At 59.2% G+C, this 19,161-nt stretch carries 14 protein-coding genes and 2 pseudogenes; 9 read left to right on the top strand and 7 right to left on the bottom strand.

What is annotated here, in order from left to right; translation table 11 throughout:
• Entirely contained in the window at positions 1-1,278 is a 1,278-nt protein-coding gene (locus Q2941_RS17570) for a radical SAM protein (RefSeq protein ID WP_458193258.1), read from the top strand.
• Positions 1,279-2,420: 1,142 nt separating this feature from the next.
• The gene (locus Q2941_RS17565) at positions 2,421-3,227 is read left to right on the top strand and encodes a class I SAM-dependent methyltransferase (protein WP_458193257.1); all 807 of its coding nucleotides are present in this window, start codon (positions 2,421-2,423) and stop codon (positions 3,225-3,227) included.
• A gap of 598 nt (positions 3,228-3,825) precedes the next feature.
• On the opposite strand, the gene Q2941_RS17560 is transcribed toward Q2941_RS17565, so the two are convergent.
• Positions 3,826-5,250: a restriction endonuclease subunit S gene (locus tag Q2941_RS17560; RefSeq protein WP_458193256.1), complete on the bottom strand. Its 1,425-nt coding sequence runs from the start codon at positions 5,248-5,250 to the stop codon at positions 3,826-3,828.
• A 93-nt stretch (positions 5,251-5,343) separates the two neighbouring features.
• Between Q2941_RS17560 and Q2941_RS17555 the strand changes: the two genes are divergently transcribed.
• Complete coding sequence (locus tag Q2941_RS17555) at positions 5,344-6,693, top strand: IS701 family transposase (protein WP_458193255.1); 1,350 nt, start codon at positions 5,344-5,346, stop codon at positions 6,691-6,693.
• A 154-nt stretch (positions 6,694-6,847) separates the two neighbouring features.
• Here the strand turns inward: Q2941_RS17555 and Q2941_RS17550 are convergent, their stop codons facing one another.
• The 4 genes from Q2941_RS17550 to Q2941_RS17535 form a co-directional block, all read right to left on the bottom strand.
• The gene (locus Q2941_RS17550; protein ID WP_458193254.1) at positions 6,848-8,317 is read right to left on the bottom strand and encodes a class I SAM-dependent DNA methyltransferase; all 1,470 of its coding nucleotides are present in this window, start codon (positions 8,315-8,317) and stop codon (positions 6,848-6,850) included.
• A complete protein-coding gene (gene hsdR / locus Q2941_RS17545; protein WP_458193253.1) occupies positions 8,317-9,945 on the bottom strand; it encodes a type I restriction-modification system endonuclease in 1,629 nt (542 codons plus the stop codon). Before hsdR ends, Q2941_RS17550 begins: the two co-directional genes overlap by 1 nt.
• Before the next feature lie 33 nt (positions 9,946-9,978).
• Entirely contained in the window at positions 9,979-11,865 is a 1,887-nt protein-coding gene (locus tag Q2941_RS17540; protein ID WP_458193252.1) for a DEAD/DEAH box helicase family protein, read from the bottom strand.
• A 769-nt stretch (positions 11,866-12,634) separates the two neighbouring features.
• Positions 12,635-13,612, bottom strand: coding sequence for a hypothetical protein (locus Q2941_RS17535; protein WP_458193251.1), 978 nt, complete (start codon positions 13,610-13,612; stop codon positions 12,635-12,637).
• A gap of 38 nt (positions 13,613-13,650) precedes the next feature.
• Between Q2941_RS17535 and Q2941_RS17530 the strand changes: the two genes are divergently transcribed.
• Complete coding sequence (locus tag Q2941_RS17530) at positions 13,651-14,427, top strand: AAA family ATPase (RefSeq protein ID WP_458193250.1); 777 nt, start codon at positions 13,651-13,653, stop codon at positions 14,425-14,427.
• Between the two features lie 447 nt (positions 14,428-14,874).
• Here the strand turns inward: Q2941_RS17530 and Q2941_RS17525 are convergent, their stop codons facing one another.
• The gene (locus Q2941_RS17525) at positions 14,875-14,976 is read right to left on the bottom strand and encodes a DUF5681 domain-containing protein (RefSeq protein ID WP_458193262.1); all 102 of its coding nucleotides are present in this window, start codon (positions 14,974-14,976) and stop codon (positions 14,875-14,877) included.
• A gap of 386 nt (positions 14,977-15,362) precedes the next feature.
• On the opposite strand from Q2941_RS17525, the pseudogene Q2941_RS17520 reads away from it, so the two are divergent.
• The 5 genes and pseudogenes from Q2941_RS17520 to tnpC all read left to right on the top strand — a co-directional run.
• Positions 15,363-15,674 (top strand): annotated as a pseudogene (locus Q2941_RS17520) (tetratricopeptide repeat protein); the annotation flags it as partial.
• A gap of 30 nt (positions 15,675-15,704) precedes the next feature.
• Positions 15,705-16,134: pseudogene (locus tag Q2941_RS17515) on the top strand (integrase core domain-containing protein); the annotation flags it as partial.
• A 42-nt stretch (positions 16,135-16,176) separates the two neighbouring features.
• Positions 16,177-16,578 (top strand): transposase, encoded by a 402-nt coding sequence (locus Q2941_RS17510; protein WP_458193249.1) that lies wholly within the window; start codon positions 16,177-16,179, stop codon positions 16,576-16,578.
• Positions 16,575-16,919, top strand: a complete 345-nt coding sequence (gene tnpB / locus Q2941_RS17505) for an IS66 family insertion sequence element accessory protein TnpB (RefSeq protein ID WP_458193248.1) — start codon at positions 16,575-16,577, stop codon at positions 16,917-16,919. Before Q2941_RS17510 ends, tnpB begins: the two co-directional genes overlap by 4 nt.
• Before the next feature lie 76 nt (positions 16,920-16,995).
• Positions 16,996-18,600: an IS66 family transposase gene (gene tnpC, locus Q2941_RS17500; RefSeq protein ID WP_458193247.1), complete on the top strand. Its 1,605-nt coding sequence runs from the start codon at positions 16,996-16,998 to the stop codon at positions 18,598-18,600.
• A 159-nt stretch (positions 18,601-18,759) separates the two neighbouring features.
• Here tnpC and Q2941_RS17495 read toward each other — a convergent pair whose 3' ends face one another.
• Positions 18,760-19,104 carry a helix-turn-helix domain-containing protein gene (locus Q2941_RS17495; RefSeq protein ID WP_458193246.1) on the bottom strand — a complete coding sequence of 115 codons (345 nt, stop codon included), beginning with the start codon at positions 19,102-19,104 and terminating at the stop codon, positions 18,760-18,762.
• Positions 19,105-19,161 lie beyond the last annotated feature (57 nt).

Here is a 19,161-nt window from a genome sequence, read left to right as displayed (position 1 = left end):
ATCGAAACGAACCGCGGCTGCCCCTACAGCTGCACCTTCTGCGACTGGGGCTCGGCGACCCAGTCGAAGGTCCGCCAATTCGACCTCGCGCGCGTGAAGGAGGAAATCACCTGGATCGCAAGGCGCGGGATCGGCGGCTTTGGCGTGGCCGATGCGAACTTCGGCATCCTCGCGCGCGACGAGGAAATCGCCGAGCACATTGTCCGCTGCAAGGCCGCGCACGCCGCCCCGCGGCAGTTCTTTGTCAACTACGCCAAGAACGCCACCGATCGCGTCGCCTGCATCGTGGAGAAGCTGGCGGGCGCGGGGCTTGTGACCCACGGCATCCTCGGCATCCAGACGACGGACCCGAAGACGCTCGAGGCAATCGCGCGCAGCAACATCAAGACCGCGAACTACGATGCGCTGGCCAAGCGTTTTCAGGGCATGGAACTACCGCTGCACGTAGATTTGATGATTGGACTGCCGGGGGCGACCCTGAACAGCTTCGCCGCCGATCTGCAGCATTTCTTCGACCGGAAGGTCTGTGCTAAGGCCTTTCTGACCCGCGTCCTGCCGAACAGCCCGATGGCCGCGCCTGAGTACCGCCGCCGCCACGGCATAGTCACCGACGCGCTGGGATTCGTCGAAAGCTGCCACAGCTTCGACCGTGCTGAGCGGGACCAGATGATCGCGCTCTATCGCATCTACCGCAGCTTTCTAGGACCCTACGGTCTGTTGAAATACGTCGCGCGGTATCTACAATGGGATCACGGGATCCCGGCGCTGACGCTCTTCTCGGGGCTGATTGCGTCGGAGGCACGTGAGCGCTGGCCGATGCTAGCCTGGGCAGTCGATGCGCTGGGTGGGCATCGTAAGAGCCCCGGCGGTTGGGGCAGGCTCTTCGGTGAATTTGCGGCCTACCTGGCGATCGCCGCGCCGCAGATCTCGCACGACAGCGCCTTCACTACCGCAATGACCGCACAGGAGGCGGTGCTTCCCGACGAGGGTCGGCACTTCCCCGAAACGGTTGATCTGTCACATGACATCGTCGCTTGGCACCGCGACCGTCTCGGCGGAGGCGAGGCTCGGCTGACGGAATATGCGCCCGCAACGCTGACCGTCGTGGATCCGTTCAATGTGAGCATCGGGGATCCGCAAAGGGTGCTTACGAATGACGGACACCTGACCGGCGAATGGGAGCTGCCCTCGCCCCTATCGGCCCGCCGCATCACGCGCTACTCGCGTCTTTCGACCGAGGCCATTGTCACGCAGGATGTCGATCTGGCAATGTACTGATCGGACCCGCCCGCCCCGGACCCTGCAGCGGACTACGCTAGCGGCTCAGCGTCCAGCCCTGCCTACGCGCCGAGCGGCCCATACGCCAGATGGCGCATCTGCCAAATGCGAGAAAGAACCTGCATATTGCCGTGGCGAAGGATATCTCGCCAACCTACTAGCTCTGAGCTAACCCTCGTGTGGCGCGTAGCGGGACCTGAGGGAGACGCCACCTTTGAGGCGGATCGAGCGGCAGTAGGGATGGCCGCGAACCTGCTCGGAGCCCACCGAGCCAGTTTGAAGCTTCGCTGGCCGAAATCGGCGCTGACTTGCCCGGTCTTGCTCAGGACTCCCAAGGTCGTTGAACCCGGCGCGCCCGAAACTTCACTTCTTCGTTGGACATCCAGCCACTGCGCGTTGACGAGCCCCGTCTGTCGCAAGGCCGAACCTGATCATGGCCTCCGGCAAGTCAGGACGGACGGCGATGCCGAAGACGCCGAGCAGGGCGACAGGTGCCAGGTCGAGCGCTCGGCCAGACGGTCTAGGATAGGTGGCGGTGCTGTCGGTTGCCGATTAGCCGTTCACGGCAGGCCCTGGTTGTTCGGGCAGGTTCAGGACGACGCCGGCGTCGTCCGCGACTCCAAGCACCAGCCTCTCGGATATGAGAGGCTAGTGAGCGTTATCGGCACGGCCAGATCGTGTCTGACGATGCGACGGAGGAAGCAATACCATTGCGATCTTTTGCTGGGGGCTTTGGAGCGAGTTCGACCGCACAAACTGACACACCCTGCCGCCTCCGAAATAGCGGACTCAGAATCTTAGAGTTGAACGATCAGCCGTCGGAGGCACGACGGACGCCGCGGCGCGATCAGCCATATTCGGCGAGCAAGCACAAAATCCATTGTGAGCTGCGTGCGCCGAGTAACCAGCATTTCCCGCGTTGCGGCGTTTGTCATCGCTTTCCACGGCATCGTCTGGCGTTGTGCAGCCTTGCGAAACTCCGAACATGGCTGGGCCTGAATAGGCTATATCGGCCCCCTGTGCAGCGTGATATGGAGATCTTGCCTCATGCCAGAAGTAGGGATGAAACTCCGTCCTGGAAAGCATGCTGACGCGGTTAGGCGAACGTGGTTCGATCGGGCACTCTTGTAAGGAGGAAAATCATGAGGGTTGCACGTGAGGAGACCTGGGGTTCATTTTGGGCAAAGAAACTCCGCATCGATTTTTTTGACGGGAAATGGGATCAGTATACTAGCAACGCTGACTCGCGCGCAGCGTGGCTCCAAGGAACATTCGGGCTTGACAAGACGAAACCAATATTGTCGTGCGGATGCGGCGAGGGTGGTCATGAGCTAGCCTTGGCGCGGCGAGGCTATGAGATCAAGGGTATCGACGTTGAGCCCACTTTCGTTCAGTTTGCGAACCAGAGGGCCGCCGCCGAGGGGTTGTCAGCCACCTTCGACGTTGGCGATCTGCGAACCATAGACCTCGGAACGGAGCAGTACGGGGCGGTTGTGTCCTTTGACACCTTCGGCCTTATGTCTCGGGATGAAGAGGACAAGCTAGTCGGTAAGATGGCGCGAGCGACTGGAGACAGCGGTATCGTTCTGATCGACAATTTGATTCTGGAGTGTTGGACTCCGAAGGCATTGCAGCCAAGTGCCTCAACGGAACCGTATGATCGATGGTGGAAGATGCATGATGGCGAACTCGCGACGTCATCTCGTGTGGATGAGGCATCTCGAACGCAATTCATAGATCTGATGTTTGTCGATAACGGCGGAGATCGGATCGTTCTGCGGGACCCCTATGATCGAACGCGTGCGTCTCACACCGGAGTAGAAAGATATCTGTATGAACAGAATGAGTTGTCATCCGTCATGAGTGGATATGGGTTGAAGACACACGTGTATCCACATCAACGCTATGGCTGCTTCATGGTGGCTGGCCGGAAGCAGTTTCAGGTTTAGCAGTCGCCAGACGAAGCTGATCCGAAAGATTTCGACGAACGAAGTCACCTTCCGTTCGTGCGGACCGAAGAGAGGCAGAACTGTGCGAAGGGCATTCATCTGGCCGATCTCGCAAAGTACCTTGAGTTCCGTGCTGAGGCCACAAGAAAGGAAATGGGGGGTCTTACGGAGTGGCGAGTGAACGCGAATGAGTTGCGTTCAGCGCCTTCCGCGCGCGATGTCGGCGGCGGGGCCTGTCGGTACGCATCTCGTCGTAGAGTCCCTGCCGCTTCAAGGCGATGATGCCGGATGGCCGGGCGCGTCGAGCGCGAGCAAAATCGGAAACGCGAGTGCCCAAATATCCCGAGACCGAGCGGTCGCGCGTACCCCGCGCGGTCTGCGAACCCCAGAGTACCTTACCTTGGCGAAGGAAAGCTTCATTGCCTGCCGCCAACGGCCGCACCGGGTCGGTCGCATCGACGGTCGAGTGGTCGAGATGCCGCGCGGATGGGTAATTGGAGAGCCCGGCCCTTCGCCCGCGCGGTGCTGCCAGCGCGGGATGATGGTGTCCGAAGTTAGGTCTAGTGAGGTAGCCATCACACCGTCGAGGATGAAGGCGTCAGTCAGCTTGGTTGTCCTCATCGGGTTGGTCGAGGCTTTCGAGCCACCTGTCTTCAACCGTGCCCGCCGCTATCGCCTCTTCGATTGAGTTGTACATGACAGGATTAGTGAAGCCACCATCTCCGGGTTGCCCGTCAGTACTTGGGTCAGACAGGTTTTTCCTCTGCGTCACTTCACCACCATCTTCTTTTCGTGCTTTTCGCTTCCCGTGCGATTTCTGCAAACGGACGAGCCGAGTTTTCGGTCGGATGTTCCTTCCCGGCTTCTTCTCTTTCGCGGCAGTCTCGTTCGCTATCCGCTCCGCCTTGATCCTCTCTAGGAGGACGCTGGCTGGTTCGTCGCTTGGGTCCTGCGGCACGAGTTCGCCCTGAAAGGCTTTTGCAAGGATGGCATTCTCCAGATTGCCTATCAGTTTGCCTGCCTTTGTCGCTTCGGTTTCCAATCGATCGACCCAAGAACACGCAGCCACAATCAGCCGCAAGATCGCCTGTTGCTCATCTGTAGGCGGCATGGGGATGTAAATCTTGTTCAATGCCGCTTGAGTGAGCTTTGGCTGTGCAGTTCCGGTAACATAAGGCGCGAGGTCGATCATATTGATAAACTGGCAAAGCCACTCGTTCGATGTTCTTTCCCTAGCCTTGAGTACATGCGCGTGATTGTTCACCCAAAATTGCCCGCTCGCGTGGAAAGCGATCGGTGTTGATCTATAGATTAGGTTTGCTCCGTCTTCCCCAATAAGGAGGTAGTCTCCATCGAACAAATAATCGTCAATCGTGTCGATTACTCCTGAAGCCCCGTAATATGGGAATTTTCCTCTACGGAGTGCTCGATCGCTCTCGCGTACGGGGACACGTTTTCCATCGTAGTTGTTGGCGACATCCGCGATCGATTTCACCTTCCAACCGATTGGAATGGGTCTCTCGGCCAATTCTTTGGGCAGTTCATCATGCTCGGCACAACGGTCATCGAGGCCGGCGTCTATCCGCCATTGCCGCGTCAGGTCGCCGCGGAACGCGGCTGCCAAAATCGCCTGCCTATATTTTTTCACCAATCGGGGAATGCGGTCGAGTTGACCGCGCGCGCGTGCTGACCTCCCGGACAGGTGATCGACTTTCGCAACTATACGCCGTTGCTCGGCAACTGGAGCAAGCGGGAATGCCGTTGCCTTCAAAAATTTGAAATGCCGGCTGTAACCCTTGTCTGGCAACCTAACGCACCTAAGCGCATGATAGGCAAACTTTGGATCGACCGCCGCGGTAGCGCACAACACCCGAACCCCATCCGCACCTTGCACGAAGGGTATTTCGATATATTTTGCGATCCGCGTGTGATCACCGAACACTATTGCGGGAAGCGGCGCGAGAGACTGTCTACTGGTGTCGTCCGTATAACCTCCTATCAACTCTGCGCCTTGATCGACCACGGCTAGAGAGCCTTTTTGAGCATAGAGGTTAGCACTACTTTGGCAGATTTTCGGTTTCGCGGCGCTTTATAGGATTCCCGAATCAATTTTTCGATGATTCATAGGTGGTCGGCTCTTGGAGGGCTGACCATGGCGGGATGGGAAGACGAGCTCGAACGCTGGCTGACGCCGTTCTTGGACCGGTTAGGTCATAAGACTCGGCAGCGGATGTGTCCACTGTACGTTGCCGGATTGATCGGTCCTGGCGATCGCAAGAGCGTTCAGCCGATGGCGGAACGCCTCGCAACCAGCAACTACGATCAGCTGCACCATTTCATCGCCGACGGCGTCTGGGACGCGTCACCGCTGGAATCTGAGCTGCTTAGCCAGGCGGATCGGCTTGTCGGCGGCAAGGATGCGGTGCTGGTTGTTGATGACACCGCAATCCCAAAGAAGGGCGAACGCTCGGTTGGTGTTGCAGCTCAATACGCGTCGGCTCTCGGCAAAACGGCAAATTGCCAAACGCTGGTGTCTTTGACGCTTGCGCGCGGGGAAGTGCCGGTGATGGTCGCGTTGCGTCTCTTTCTGCCCGACAGTTGGACAAGCAACGTGTCTCGTTTGAAGCGCGCTCGCGTGCCAGTCGAACACCGAACGCCACGGTCCAAGCCGGAAATTGCTTTGGCCGAGATTGACCGCGCGATGGCAGCCAACTTGCGCTTTAGATGTGTGCTGGCGGATGCAGGGTACGGACTCAGCGCACCGTTTCGACAAGGGCTAACAGAGCGCGGGCTGGCCTGGGCTGTCGGCATCCCTCGGCACCTCAAGGTGTATCCGGTTGATGTACAGCTCATTTGGCCGATTACCAAAGTCCGCGGGAAACCACGAAAGCACCACGTGCCAGATATCTTATCGATTGCGGCAGAACAAATGCTGGCCAGCGCCAAATGGAAAACCGTGAGTTGGCGCAGCGGGACGAAAGGTCGGCTGAAAGCCCGATTTGCTGCTCTCCGTGTCCGCACCGCCGACGGCCCTCCGCAGCGGATTTGGGATAAAAGTCATCAGCATCTCCCGGGCGACGAAGCTTGGCTCATTGGCGAGCAACGTGCTTCAGGGGAGAAGAAATACTATCTCGCCAATCTCCCTGCGGCGACGGACCTGCGCACACTGGCCGCCACCATTAAGGCAAGATGGATTTGTGAGCAGGCGCATCAGCAGTTGAAGGAGGAGCTTGGACTTGATCACTTCGAAGGGCGATCATGGCAGGGTCTTCATCGCCATGCCCTGATGACAATGATTGCCTACGCCTTCCTGCAACATCGTCGCCTCGCATATGCGGGGCGGAAAAAAAAGAATCAACGGGCCTCCGCCTCAGCCAACCATGCCCGCCGTACGTCAAGCCATCGTCGATCTCATCCTGCGGCCGCCGGCTCCGTGGTGTCCGTACTGCCGAAAACAAATCCTTGAAGAGGCCCAGCACAAACAGTTTCTGCCAAAGTAGTGTTAGTTGGAAGTTTTCGTTTGCTATCAGTGAAATCCCTCCAAAATTCATCGAAGGTTGCCCAACACCAACTGTCGGGAAGAATGTCAGACTGCCACTCGCCCCTGTCAATCTCGACGCTCACTCCGCCGCCTCCGCCACAGATTTCTCGCCTTCAATTTGGGGTTCAAGGTCCTCCGAAAGAGCCTCGATATCATCAAGTGCTGCCTTCAGGTGCCCGATGATAGCGGCCGCAATATCCTCAGGCTCAATCAGTTGATCCTCAGCCTCCGCCTCGGTGTCGCGCAACCATGCAATATCAAGGTTGTCGTTGCGCGCCTTGATGACTTCTCGTGTGAAGCATCGCCAGCGTCCTTCTTCGCCCTCATCTTTGCGCTTGCCGCCGTTATTCGGATCGTTGCCGTAGGCTTTCTCGAACTCAGCAAAATCCTCAACCGTTAGCGGACGTGTCTTCCCGAATGCAGGCATGTTTGCCCGCATGTCGTACACCCAGACCGCCTTGGTGTTTCCCTTGTCCGTCTTGCCGCGTTGGAAGAATAGTACGTTCGTCTTCACGCCCTGCGCATAAAAAATGCCGGTAGGCAGCCGCAGAATGGTGTGAAGGTTACACAGGTCCATCAGCCAAGTACGCACGTCCTGACCGGTACCATCGGCAAACAGCACGTTGTCAGGCACCACCATTCCGACACGGCCACCCGGCTTCAAAGCGCGGACCACATGCTCTACAAACGCCAGTTGCTTGTTGGAGGTATCCGCAGTGATTGAGAAGTCGGAGCGAGTGGGCCGACCGCCGCCCTTTTTCGTGCCGAAGGGTGGATTGGTCAGCACGATGTCTGCCTTGGGCAGACGTTCTCCGTCGGGCGACAGCGTATCTGCCAACTCGACACCGCCTTCAATTCCGTGCAGCAATAGGTTCATCATGCAAAGCCGATGCGTGTCAGGGACCAACTCCGCACCGAGGAACGCGCTATGCCGCTGAAAATGGGCTTGCTGTTCAGGAAGCTTGTAGAGGTCGTCGGTGTGATCCTTGATGTACCGGTCGGCGGCAATCAGGAACCCGCCCGTACCTGCGGCGGGGTCCTGCACGACCTCTCCGGGCTGCGGCTTGATTAGCCGCACGATGCAATCGATCAACCTTCGCGGCGTGAAGTACTGCCCGGCACCCGATTTTTTGTCCTCGGCATTTTTCTGCAACAAACCTTCGTAAATGTTGCCCAAGCCTTCCTCTCGCGCCGAGAACCAGTCGAGTTGATCAATGCTTGCCGTGAGCGCCTTGAGATTGGTCGGCTTGCGCAAGTGGGTCTGCGCGTCGATGAAGATGGCGCGGACCAAGCCGTCCTTAATTTCCGGCTTGCCAAGGTCCAGCAACAACCGCTTGTAATAATCGAGTTGATCGAGACCGTCTCGCTTCGCTAGTTCCCGCCACCTGTATGTCTTTGGCAGGCGATCCTCCTTCTTGGTCTCCTCAAGCATCTTGAGGAAAAGCAAGAAGGTTAGCTCCGTCACGTACTCGTTGTAACTTACGCCGTCATCTCGCAGGATGTGGCACATAGACCACAACTTGGCAACGATATCCCCGGTGCTCGTCATTAGCCCGCCTTCTTCCACATTTCTTCGTTGATGTCGCTCAGGACGCGCTCTAGCTCGCCGTCAAAGACCTTGTTTAGCCGTGCAAAGCCACCATCCGCAGCAAACGGGTCTCGATCAAGCGCGTCGCGGTCCACGATGATTTCCTTTTCGACTTGTTCGCCAATACGGCGCAACCATCGCTTCTGCGGATCGCTCCATTTCCTCGCCTGCAAGACCCTCTGCAAGGCATCCCTTACCCGGTCGGCATACGCGATTAACGGATCACCTAGGGCCGCTTGCCGCACAAAGCCAACGATGGATGCAGCGATATCCACATTTTTCGCATCGGCCCAAGCGCGACGCAGGTTGGCTTCTGAATACCCTTTTTGGTCGAGCGCAGTCCGAAGTGCCCGAAGATCGGCACGGGTTAGATCACGCGGACGCTGCTCAACGATTTTCAGAGCCGCGATTTGGTTGATGTTCTTCTGCACGTAGTCCCGGAACCCTTCCAGAAAGTCCTCCGGCTTTTTGGCATCACCATAGCCGCGCGTTACAGCGACTACTTTATCGGTGTGAGGCGAAATCGGGATCAAGCGGGGCGATCCTTCGCCATCGCCTTGCCAGTCCAAGATTGCGCCGATACCAGTGCGGGGAGAAAGCCATTTGGCGAGTTCAGCGGGCTTACTATCCAATAGCCGTTTCAAAGTGGCTTCCGGTGCTTCGCCCGCAACCCCTTCGTACTTGGCCCTGACCTCGCTTGGCGTCTTCTTCAATATGCGCCGCAACTTCACCGCAAGTTGCTGGCGAACGCTTTCCCGGTGAGCGTCCTCCTGCGAGCCAACCATCTCTTTCACCAATTGCGCGAAAGTAATGGATGGGTTGACCACCACCGGCTTCATTTCCGTGAGATTTTGCAGGTGCGGATAAAGGTCGACCGCATCGAAAATGCGAAAGACCTCCTTCTCTATCTCCGGGCACAATCGTGTGGCGCGGCCAATCATTTGCTCATACAAAATGCGGCTATTGACCCGTCGCAAAAACACAAGGTTTGTTATCGACGGAATATCTACACCAGTCGTCAGTAGATCGACGGTGACAGCAATTCTCGGATCAGCATCGTTGCGATATGACCGGATCAAAGTTCCGACGCGATCCACACTGCCCGTGATTTTCCTCACGGCAGCGTCGTCAATTTCACCCCATTTCTTGGCGAACGCCTTTTTGATTTCAGCAACAACGATGTCGGCGTGCGCGTCCGTAGCGGCGAAGACTAAGGTCTTGCCAGCCATGCGGTCGTGCGGATCGATGTGGTTCGCAAGTTCCTCCGCCACCACTCGATTGAAATCGGTCGTTACGACTTGCTTGTTGAACTTTTCAACGTCATAGCGGATTTCATCGGGCGCATGAGCCAGATCAACTTCGCCGGTCGCGGTATTCAGCAATTCGACGGGCTCGTCCTTCGCGAACACGATCCCTGCCCGTGCGAGCGCAGTTTCGATCCGAATTGGAGGTTCGTGATCGATAAGGTAACCATCGATGACCGCCTGCCGGTAAGAGTAGGTGAAGATTGGATCGCCAAAAATCTCGGTCGTGTGCAAGGCGGGCGTCGCAGTTAGACCAATCTTCACCGCGTCGAAATATTCCAGCACGCGTCGATATTTCGAGATGTAGTCCTCTTGTCCTCAGAAACTCAATTCGGCATCGGACATTTCCCGGTCGAGTAGATAGCCCCGGTGACATTCATCGATCACCATCAGGTCGTATTGATCTACCGGAGGAGTTTCCGAGCGATCGGTCGCGTACAGAACTCGCTTTACCAAGCCTTGGATTGTGCAAATATGCACCTTCGTCTCGGTCTCGGGGCTTATGTCGGCAAGTTTCTTGAGACCGAATATGTCTGCAAACGCCTTACCGGAAACGATTTTGGTGGTCGTGAACTCACCCGCCGCTTGCTCTCCAAGTGCGGACCGGTCCACGACGAAACAGATGCGCCGAAACCGCTTGGTAGCGAGCAAACGGTACAGCATCGCGATCGCAAGTTTGGTCTTGCCGGTTCCGGTTGCCATCGCCATGAGCATCGAGCGGCGGTCAGTGGCGAGAGCGTGCTCGACCGCCTTGATCGCGCCCTTTTGATAGTCGCGGAGCGGGAAGCCAAACTCAAATGGCATTTCTTTGAGCGCGTCCGTTGCAGCATCTTGATTGACGTCAAGTTGCTCGGTCAGTCCTTCCGGCGTAGGCCAACTCACCAGCGCGCGACGATGGTTCGCAGCACGCCTTGTATCGCGAAACCAGATGCCGCTCTCGGTCACAAGTTGCTTCAAGTATGGACGGCCGTTTGTAGCAAAGACGAACGGCACCTTGTGCGTTCCCCAAGGCCCACCGGCAAATTGAAAATCGTCAGTCGCTTGTACGCCATTTGAATATCGCTCGGCTTGATCGATTGCCGCGGAAACGTTCTTGCTTTTCCGTTTAGCCTCCACCATTCCGACAAGCGTCAGGCCAACGAACAGCGCGTAGTCCGCAGGGCCCTTCTTCGTCGGCCATTCAGCAATGGCCAAGGATCTACCGCGAGCCGGTCGCACCCCCTTCGAGTATCGGAGGTTGATAGTGTCGGCTTCCCATCCGACTTCCCGCAGTTGTTCGTCCACGAGGACACGAGTGTCCGCCTCGTCCAGATCGATCGCTTGGGCCGCAGCCTCGGCAAGGCGAAGGGTGTCTTGCTTTACGGCAGTTGAACTGGCAGCCGAGGCGGCTTGCCATTCAACCATGTTTTCCGCCAGATCTCTCGCGCTCAGTATTGCAGGTGAAGGAAGTCGGGGGGAACGCAGACGCTCGACCCCTTTCTCCAACCTAAATGCATCGCGTCTCTCCAAACTAAACGCTTCGGCCCCAGCGGTCGCTTGCAGGATCGCCAATTGTTTAGTCAGTTCCGCTTTTGCCGCCTCTGCCTCGCTCGCGAGTTCTTCCCAAACCTTCCGCTCCTCTGCCGCTCCGTGCGCACCTTGCTCGGCGGCCAGTCGCGCCGCTTCGGCTTCGGCAGCGGCGGTTTTGGCGCGCTCTGCCTCACTAAGCGCGGCGTCACGCTCCGCTTTCAGCCTAGCGAGCTCAGCCGCAACTTCGATCGTTGGATCGGTTGGTGGTCGTGGCGGTTGAAATGGACCAGCCTTAAACTTGCTGTCCTGGAACGTGCGATGGAACCAAATCGCTAGTTGTCTGGCCATTTTGAGATTGGCCAGAGCGGTCGCGTAATCACCTTCGCGCCGATGCGTGGCCGCGTTCCCCGCCATCCGCAATTGGTGAAAAAGTTCGAGAACGTTCCCGGGATAGCTTCCCTCGACCCGCAGTCGGCGAAGAAGATCCGCCTGCGTGTCTTGTGGGTCGGGTAGCAGACCCGATTTGGCGGCGACTATCTGTGCTAACAGCTCGCCAAACTGGCGGATTGTAATCAGCGCGACGATAGGGTCCGAAGTGAAATAGTGCTCCGATAGAGCACCAATCCGCTCCAAATCGGGAAAACGCTTCGCGAGAAAGTAAAAATTGGCAGATTTCGGCTGCCCAAGCCCATTCATCTGTTGCCGACCCGCCCTCGTGCCGTAGCGACATGCCCTTCCAGCACTGGCCGGAACAGTACAACCAGAATGCTCGAAGCCCGCCTACATTGCAACCACAAGCCTTGCGGGATCGTGCTATTGGGACGTTAACTATACGGCAGGGTCTATCCGGAAAATCACGGTGTACGTGCAGTGCACGCCTATCTGTTGAGAGCGCAGGTGTCCTAATTCGCTTTGGCGAGGATAAAGGACCTCTGTCTTGCCCGGCCTGCCGAATGTAGGAGGAGCAGGGCCGACCGTGCTGCCAGACCGGCGTCGATCCAATTCCAGACCTCGACATTGATGGTGCGTCGCTTCGGCGCGGAGCCAGCCGGTGCGTCGGTCGGTGCTGACCATGATCGAGAACGAGGGCCGCGCCATCTTCGGCCTGGACGCGAGCCGTGCTATGGCTTCCGCGCAGGCGGGCCGCTGCGAGGGAGAGGAGCACAGCGACCCGCCCGCCATACATCCCCGCCGTGCTCGACTGCGGCGGCGACGCTTGCGCGGCGGCCATGCCAACCGCCGACCCTCAGCACCTCACCGACATTGCAGCGGATGCCGTCGAATTATCGGCGGTCCCGAGAAGGCTGCCGAAGGTTCAGTAAGGTCACCCTCCGCAGGACCGCCACGAGACCGAGCGCAGCGTTAGGAGCACCGTTGCCCGGTCCCGCTTCCGCCGACTGCCGCGCGAAGCCGTCCTGCGGAATACTCCACGACCCTTTCGTGGGCGTGGCCGTGGAGAAAATCATCATGCCGCACTCGTTTCGAGAGCGAAGCCGAGCACCGCCATGACATGCGCATTTGCGCGGTGCTCCAGATTGTCGCCTTGACCTTGCGCGTGCCAGATAAGCGCGGCTTCCTGCCTCTCGATCATGAACCGGTCGCGATCAATCTCGGCAAGCTTCATCTGGCGATCTTGCTGCGATAGCGCGTGCCCGTCGTCGCTTTCGCTGTCGATTAGACTGTCGATTGCTTTGAGCAATGCGGGCCGGTGCAACCAACAGAATAGCGCGAGCACGTCCGTTGTTTCGCCTTGCGCATTGCCGACGATCGGCTTGCCGCCATCGGTCATCGCGACCAACGGCAGCACCGTGTCGGCGCGCGGCCATCCGACCTGACCGAAGTGCTCCACCACCATGCTTACGTCAGGCACGCCGCGCATCGCGAGGTTTTCGATTTGCTCTCGCATACGCGCCTTGCAATCGCTCGATGGGAACGGCGCGGAGCGGATGCGATGCGCGTCAGCGTCCAGTTCACGCAACCGATGCCTCAACCGCTCGGCCGCATCGCGCAGCCGCTCGTTCTTCCGCATCACCTCGGCGGGCTCGATCACCGCGCTTTCAATCAACGTCGTGCCGCCCGGTCGGCCGCTCAGCCAAGCTTCGCAACGTTGCAGAAAGGTGCCGACAGCGTGCATCGTTGCGCCGCGTGATTGCTCCAACGAGGTCAGCCTTGCCAATTCGGCTTCGAGCCGCGTGACGGTGCGCCGGATGTCGGCAACCTGCGGGTCGTCGTCATCCAACCCGAAGCCGCCTGCCATCCGCGCCAAGGTCAATTGCTTGTGCCGTTGCTGCGCTCGGTACAAGTCGGCGCGCGTCGAGCGGATTTCGTCGATGACCGGCAGCCAAATTGCGCGAGTGTCCACCGTCTTCTGACGCAACGCTTCAAGCTTTCCACGCGTCGCGTCTGTCGGCAGCACGTCAATCGGATCACCGAGATTGAGCACCGTCAGTGTCGGCCCACCATGGCGTCGACCACGCCGAGTTGAAGGGCTGGTTGTTCTGCCGCGAGCTGAATGGCCCCAAGCTCGTCGAGCGCATCGACGGCGAACGCCGGCTTGGTGCCCTCGACGGCATGGTGCGCCGAGCCATCGAACGTCGGCGTCCCGACCTTCTCATTCTCGACCCGTTCGTGAAGCTGCACACGCTCGTCGAGAACGATAACGCCGACATGGATTTCGTCTGCGCTCAGTTGGTCAAGATCGCGCACGACTCCGACATCGCCGTCGATTGCCCCGTTCATACCCGCAAGGGCGAGCTTGAGGCCGGCAATTCCGACAACCGCCGCGGCGCCAGCGCCCAGCGTGATGCCGGCCGCCTCGATTACACGCTCACTCATATGACTGAGGAGGAGGCCCGCCGCTTCGGCGTCGATCTTGATGAACGCCGGGACTACGTCAGGCTCGATCGTGCCAAGGCGAACATTGTGCGGCGCTCCATCAAGGCGTCGTGGTTCCACATGACCAGCGTGCCCTTGGGCAACGTGAGCATGATCTATGAAGAGGGCGACGACGTGCAGGCGATCGAAAAATGGCTCCCGCCCGAGGTCTGGGCTGGAATCACCGACGAGCAGATCAACGCGATCCTGGACGACCTCGAGGCCGGGCCGGGGGACGACCGGCGCTATTCCGCGGCTCCGCGGAATTCCCGCACACGGCTCCTGCCTTGGGTGCATGACGGCGAAGCGCTTGTCAGGATACGGGTGAAGGATACGCGGTTGGGGGAGCCAGTCGGCCGCCAATCGTTGCATTCGTTGCCATGAGAAGCGGTCCTTCTGGCCGCGCCGCCGCAGCGTGCGACCAAGAGCCGGGCCGCGTGGCTTGTCGTGCAACAGCACTGCCCCGGCAAGACCGAGGCGGCGTGCCGTGAGATCATTCGGGACTGGCTCAAGAGCGGCGTGCTCGTCAGCAAAGACTACGACGACCCGAAACGGCGAGAGCCCGCCAAGGGCTTGTTCGTTGACAAAGAGGCCCGCAATCGGACGCGAGAGGCGGCCTAACGCGGTGTGGAGATCCGGGGAAGTGCCAATTTGGGCTGCCCGTTTAGACCATTTTTAATCGGGCACCGATCGGGCAACCGATGTTCTGCCCGCTCAAACCGGGTCCTAAGCAAGTGCACTAAACGGGCAGGGCTTTCTTGGCCTGCCCGTTTACGCAAAAGCGATCGTGCACTTGCCGGGCAGGACCCTTGGCGCGATCGGGCACTTTTCCTAATGAAAGTCGGAGAGAAACGATTCCGATAACTTGCTGCGCGAACCTCGCGGTCGACCAGCGGGATTGCCAGATTGCCCGGGCGGCCAAGGCGGCGCCAGATTGGAATTGGCCGTGCCCGTAGTGAGGGCAGCGACCTTTCAGATATTGAAATAGTTGATCAGCTATTGAGTGGAGCGCCTGGTGCATTTGAGTTATTCTACGAAAGGTACGAGCGTCTGATCTATCATTGCATCCGCACACGGGCGGATGCGGCTGACGTCGCCGACATATTTCAGGGTTTCTTCGAACGTTTGGTGGAACGCGACTACCGCGTCTTACGGCTTTGGCAACGAGGATCGTCGCTGCCGATCTAGATGTTGACGATGGGCGGGCTGCTAACATTCGCAGCAAGATCAAGCCACTTCCGTAGATGGACACTCATTATTTTTGACTGCAAGAAGGTAGTTTAGGGAGGGGGCGGCGATTGGACGAGGCAAGCCGGTCGATGTTTGAAAGTAGAGTAGGCCAGATCGTTTCGGCGGCGCTACTTTGGCTTGTTCTGTTTGTACCGTGTTTCGCGTCGGCACAGGGGCTCGACGAGGCAACGGCTCTAAATCAACAGGTCATTCAGCTATATAAGAACGGGCATTATTCCGAAGCGCTCCCGCTTGCGCAACGGGCGCTGGCCATACGAGAAAGGGCTCTCGGCCCCGATCACCCAGCTGTTGCGCTAGCGCTGAACAATCTGGCGGAGCTTTATCGAGCCCAAGGTCGCTACGCCGACGCCGAGCCACTGTACAAGCGGGCGTTGGCGATACGAGAGAAGGCACTCGGTCCCAACCACCCAGATGTTGCGACAGCGCTGAACAACCTGACGCTCTCGGCCGCGGGCCTTGATCACGTCACCGTCGGGCGCAGGCCGCGGCTTCTCTCAGACAATGGCTCATCTTACGTGGCGGGCGATCTGGCCAAGTGGCTCGAGGACAAAGGCATCGAGCATGTGCGCGGGGCACCCTAATCATCCGCAAACCCAGGGCAAGATCGAGCGCTGGCACCAGACCCTGAAGAACCGAATTCTGCTCAACAATTATTACCTGCCCGGCGACCTCGAACGGCAGATCGACGCCTTTGTTCGGCACTATAACCATGTCCGCTATCACGAGAGCATCGACAATCTCACCCCGGCCGACGTCTACTTTGGAAGGGCCGAGACAATCCTCGCTGAGCGACGCCGCATCGTAAGCGTCAAGGTGACCGCACATGGCGCGGTTGATTGAGATCTGAGAGTCTTCGGCGTTGATGAAGTCGGAGATCTGGTGATGCAAATTTCTGTAAGTACGCCTATGCCTGATGATGGAAATTGTCAGGTGATCGAGCACCTGGAGGCACGGCCTCTTCGGGCTCGGCGCGGCTGGTCCGCCGAGGCGAAGGCCCGGCTTGTGGAGGAGACGCTTGTTCCCGGCGCCAATGTTTCGGCGATTGCCCGGCGGGCCGGAATGGCTCCGTCGCAGTTGTTTGGTTGGCGACGCCAAGCGCTGGCAGCGAGGGTTGCGATCGGGAACGGGGCGGTAGACGCCGGTCGGGCAATGCGGTTCGAGCGCATTGCGGCGGTGAGCCGCGGGCTGGTGGAAATTGTCATTGGTGAAGTGGTGTTGCGCGCCGGAAGCGATGTCGAGCCTGATCATCTCGCCAATGTCATCCGTGCGGTTCGCAAGGCATGATCCCGTCGGGCGTTGAAGTTTATGTTGCCAGCACGCCGGTCGACTTCCGCAAGGGGCCGGTGTCGCTGATGGCCCTGGTGCGCGACGGCGGTGTTGATCCTTTCAATGGAGCGCTCTACGTCTTCCGCTCGAAACGAGCCGACCGGGTGAAGATCGTTTGGTGGGACGGCGGCGGTATTTGCCTGTTTGCGAAAACGCTCGAGAAGGAGCAGTTTTGCTGGCCCCGGATTGCTCCGGCGACAGTGCAACTGAACTATGCCCAGTTGCTCGCCCTTGTCGACGGGATGGACTGGAAAAAGGTTCGGCCGACAACGGTGCAGCGTCCGCAATCGGTTGGCTAGAAAAGGCTGTGACATTTTGAATCGGGGCAGTTGAAATGCCTCGAAAATCGGCGGCGATCATGCTCTGCTCTCGGCGATGATGCCGACCGTTGCCGAGCTTCCGGACGATATTGATACGCTCAAGGCGATGGTGCTGGCCACAGTCGAGCAGCGCGCGGCGATGGAGGCGGAGAATAGCCGCATTGCCTCCGAGATCGCAGCTCTCAAGCTGATCAACACAACCTCGGATGCGCGAATTGCGGAGCTGACGGCGATCGTCAAGACGTTTGAACGCATGCTTTACGGCACGCGCTCGGAACGCATGCGCGGGGAACGGCTGGACGATGAGCAGATCGACTTCGTGTTCGACGAGATCGAGACCGGCGTGGCGGCGATCGACGCCGAATTGGAGACAGCGGCCAAGGACAAGCTGAAGCGCGCGCCGCGGCCGCGCAAGGGCTTTGCGCCTCACCTGGAGCGGATCGAGCAGGTTATTGAGCCAGGGGTCCCGCCCGGCTGCGAGGATCTGGAGAAGGTCCTGATTGGCGAGGACGTATCGGAGCGTCTCGACGTGGCGGCGGCGAAGTTCCGGGTGATCGTGACCCGCCGCCCGAAATACGCCTATCGCGGCCGCGACGGCGTGATCCAGGCGCCGGCGCCGCCCCATATCATCGAAAGCGGCATTCCGACGGAGGCGCTTCTGGCCCAGATCGCCGTCGCCAAATATGCCGACGGCCTGCCGCTGTATCGGCAGGAGACGATCTACGCCCGCGACAAGACCGAACTGAGCCGTTCGCTGATGGCCCAATGGATGGGCAAGGTCGGCTTCGAACTGCAGCCTCTGGCGGACTATGTTCTCGCGCGCATCAAGCAGGGCGACAGGCTGTTCGCCGACGAAACCACATTGCCGACGCTGGCGCCGGGAAGCGGCAAGACCCAAAAGGCCTGGTTATGGGCCTATGCGCGCGACGACAGGCCCTTCGGGCGTACCAGTCCGCCGATGGTCGCCTATCGCTTCGAGGACAGCCGCAGCGGCGACTGCGTGGCGCGTCATCTGGCAGGCTTCACCGGCATTCTGCAGGTGGATGGTTACGCCGCCTACACACAGCTGGCCAAAGCGAAAGCCGGCTCCAATGAGGTGATGGCTCTCGCGGGCTGCTGGGCACATCTGCGCAGACGGTTCTATGAACTGCACATCAATGGCAGTTCGCAAATTGCGACGCAGACGATCACAACGATGGCCGAGCTCTGGAAGATTGAAGAGAAGATCCGCGGCCGCGATCCTGCCGCACGCCTGACCGCGCGTCGGGACCGTTCGGCGGCCATCGTAGCTGACCTCTTCAAGCTCTGGGAAACGGAATTGCCGCGCATCTCGGGAAAGTCAAAACTGGCCGAGGCGATCCGCTACGCCACGTCCCGACGCGAGGCTCTCGGGCGCTTCCTCCTCGACGGTCGCGTCGAAATCGATTCCAACATTGTCGAACGGGCCATCAGACCCCAGACAATAACGCGAAAGAATGCGCTCTTCGCGGGCAGCGATGGCGGTGGCAGGACGTGGGCAACCGTCGCCACACTTTTGCAGACGGCAAAAATGAACGACGTCGATCCGTTTGCCTGGCTGACGCAGACGCTCGAGCGCCTCGCCAACAGGTGGCCGATCTCCCAGATCGAAAACCTCATGCCGTGGAATTACAAAGCCTGAACGGTCACAGCTTGGCGCTTTCGCCGCATCAAGCGAGCAACTATCGCAAACCGACGCTTGCAGCATCAGCTGCAGGCCGCTTAAACTCTAACCCCTGATGAGCCAGAGCCTCCCTTCGCAAAACGCCTAACGAGTCTCAAATTATCTGACGACGGACAGTCACAGGCCCGCCAGCGCACCACGCCATGGATGGCCGGGATCGGCCCTTCGTCCACGATTTGCGCCAGAAATTCCCGGTGTCCCTTGTTGAGCTTCGCCCGGCGCACCTGGTGCGGTGACATTGATCAGACCATCAGGCCCGTGCTCGTTGAACCGGATCACCCAGTCGCGAAGCGTCTGTCGGTCCATCCCGCCGACCTTGGCGGCCTCCGCCCGCGACGAGCCATCAAGCACCGCAGCGATCGCCAGAAGGCGCCGGACCTGATCGCTGTCCTTCGCCCGGCGCGCCAGCCGGCGCACCTCAACCGCTGTAAAATCCGTTCGAACCGCAACAGGCTGGCCCATGGCGACTCCCTCCAGTTGCCATGTTGAATCATCGATCCTCTGATTTGGGAATCCCCC

Source organism: Bradyrhizobium sp. UFLA05-153, assembly GCF_054185185.1.
Note: the sequence above shows the minus strand (reverse complement) of the source record. Positions and strands in the feature narration are given on the sequence as shown.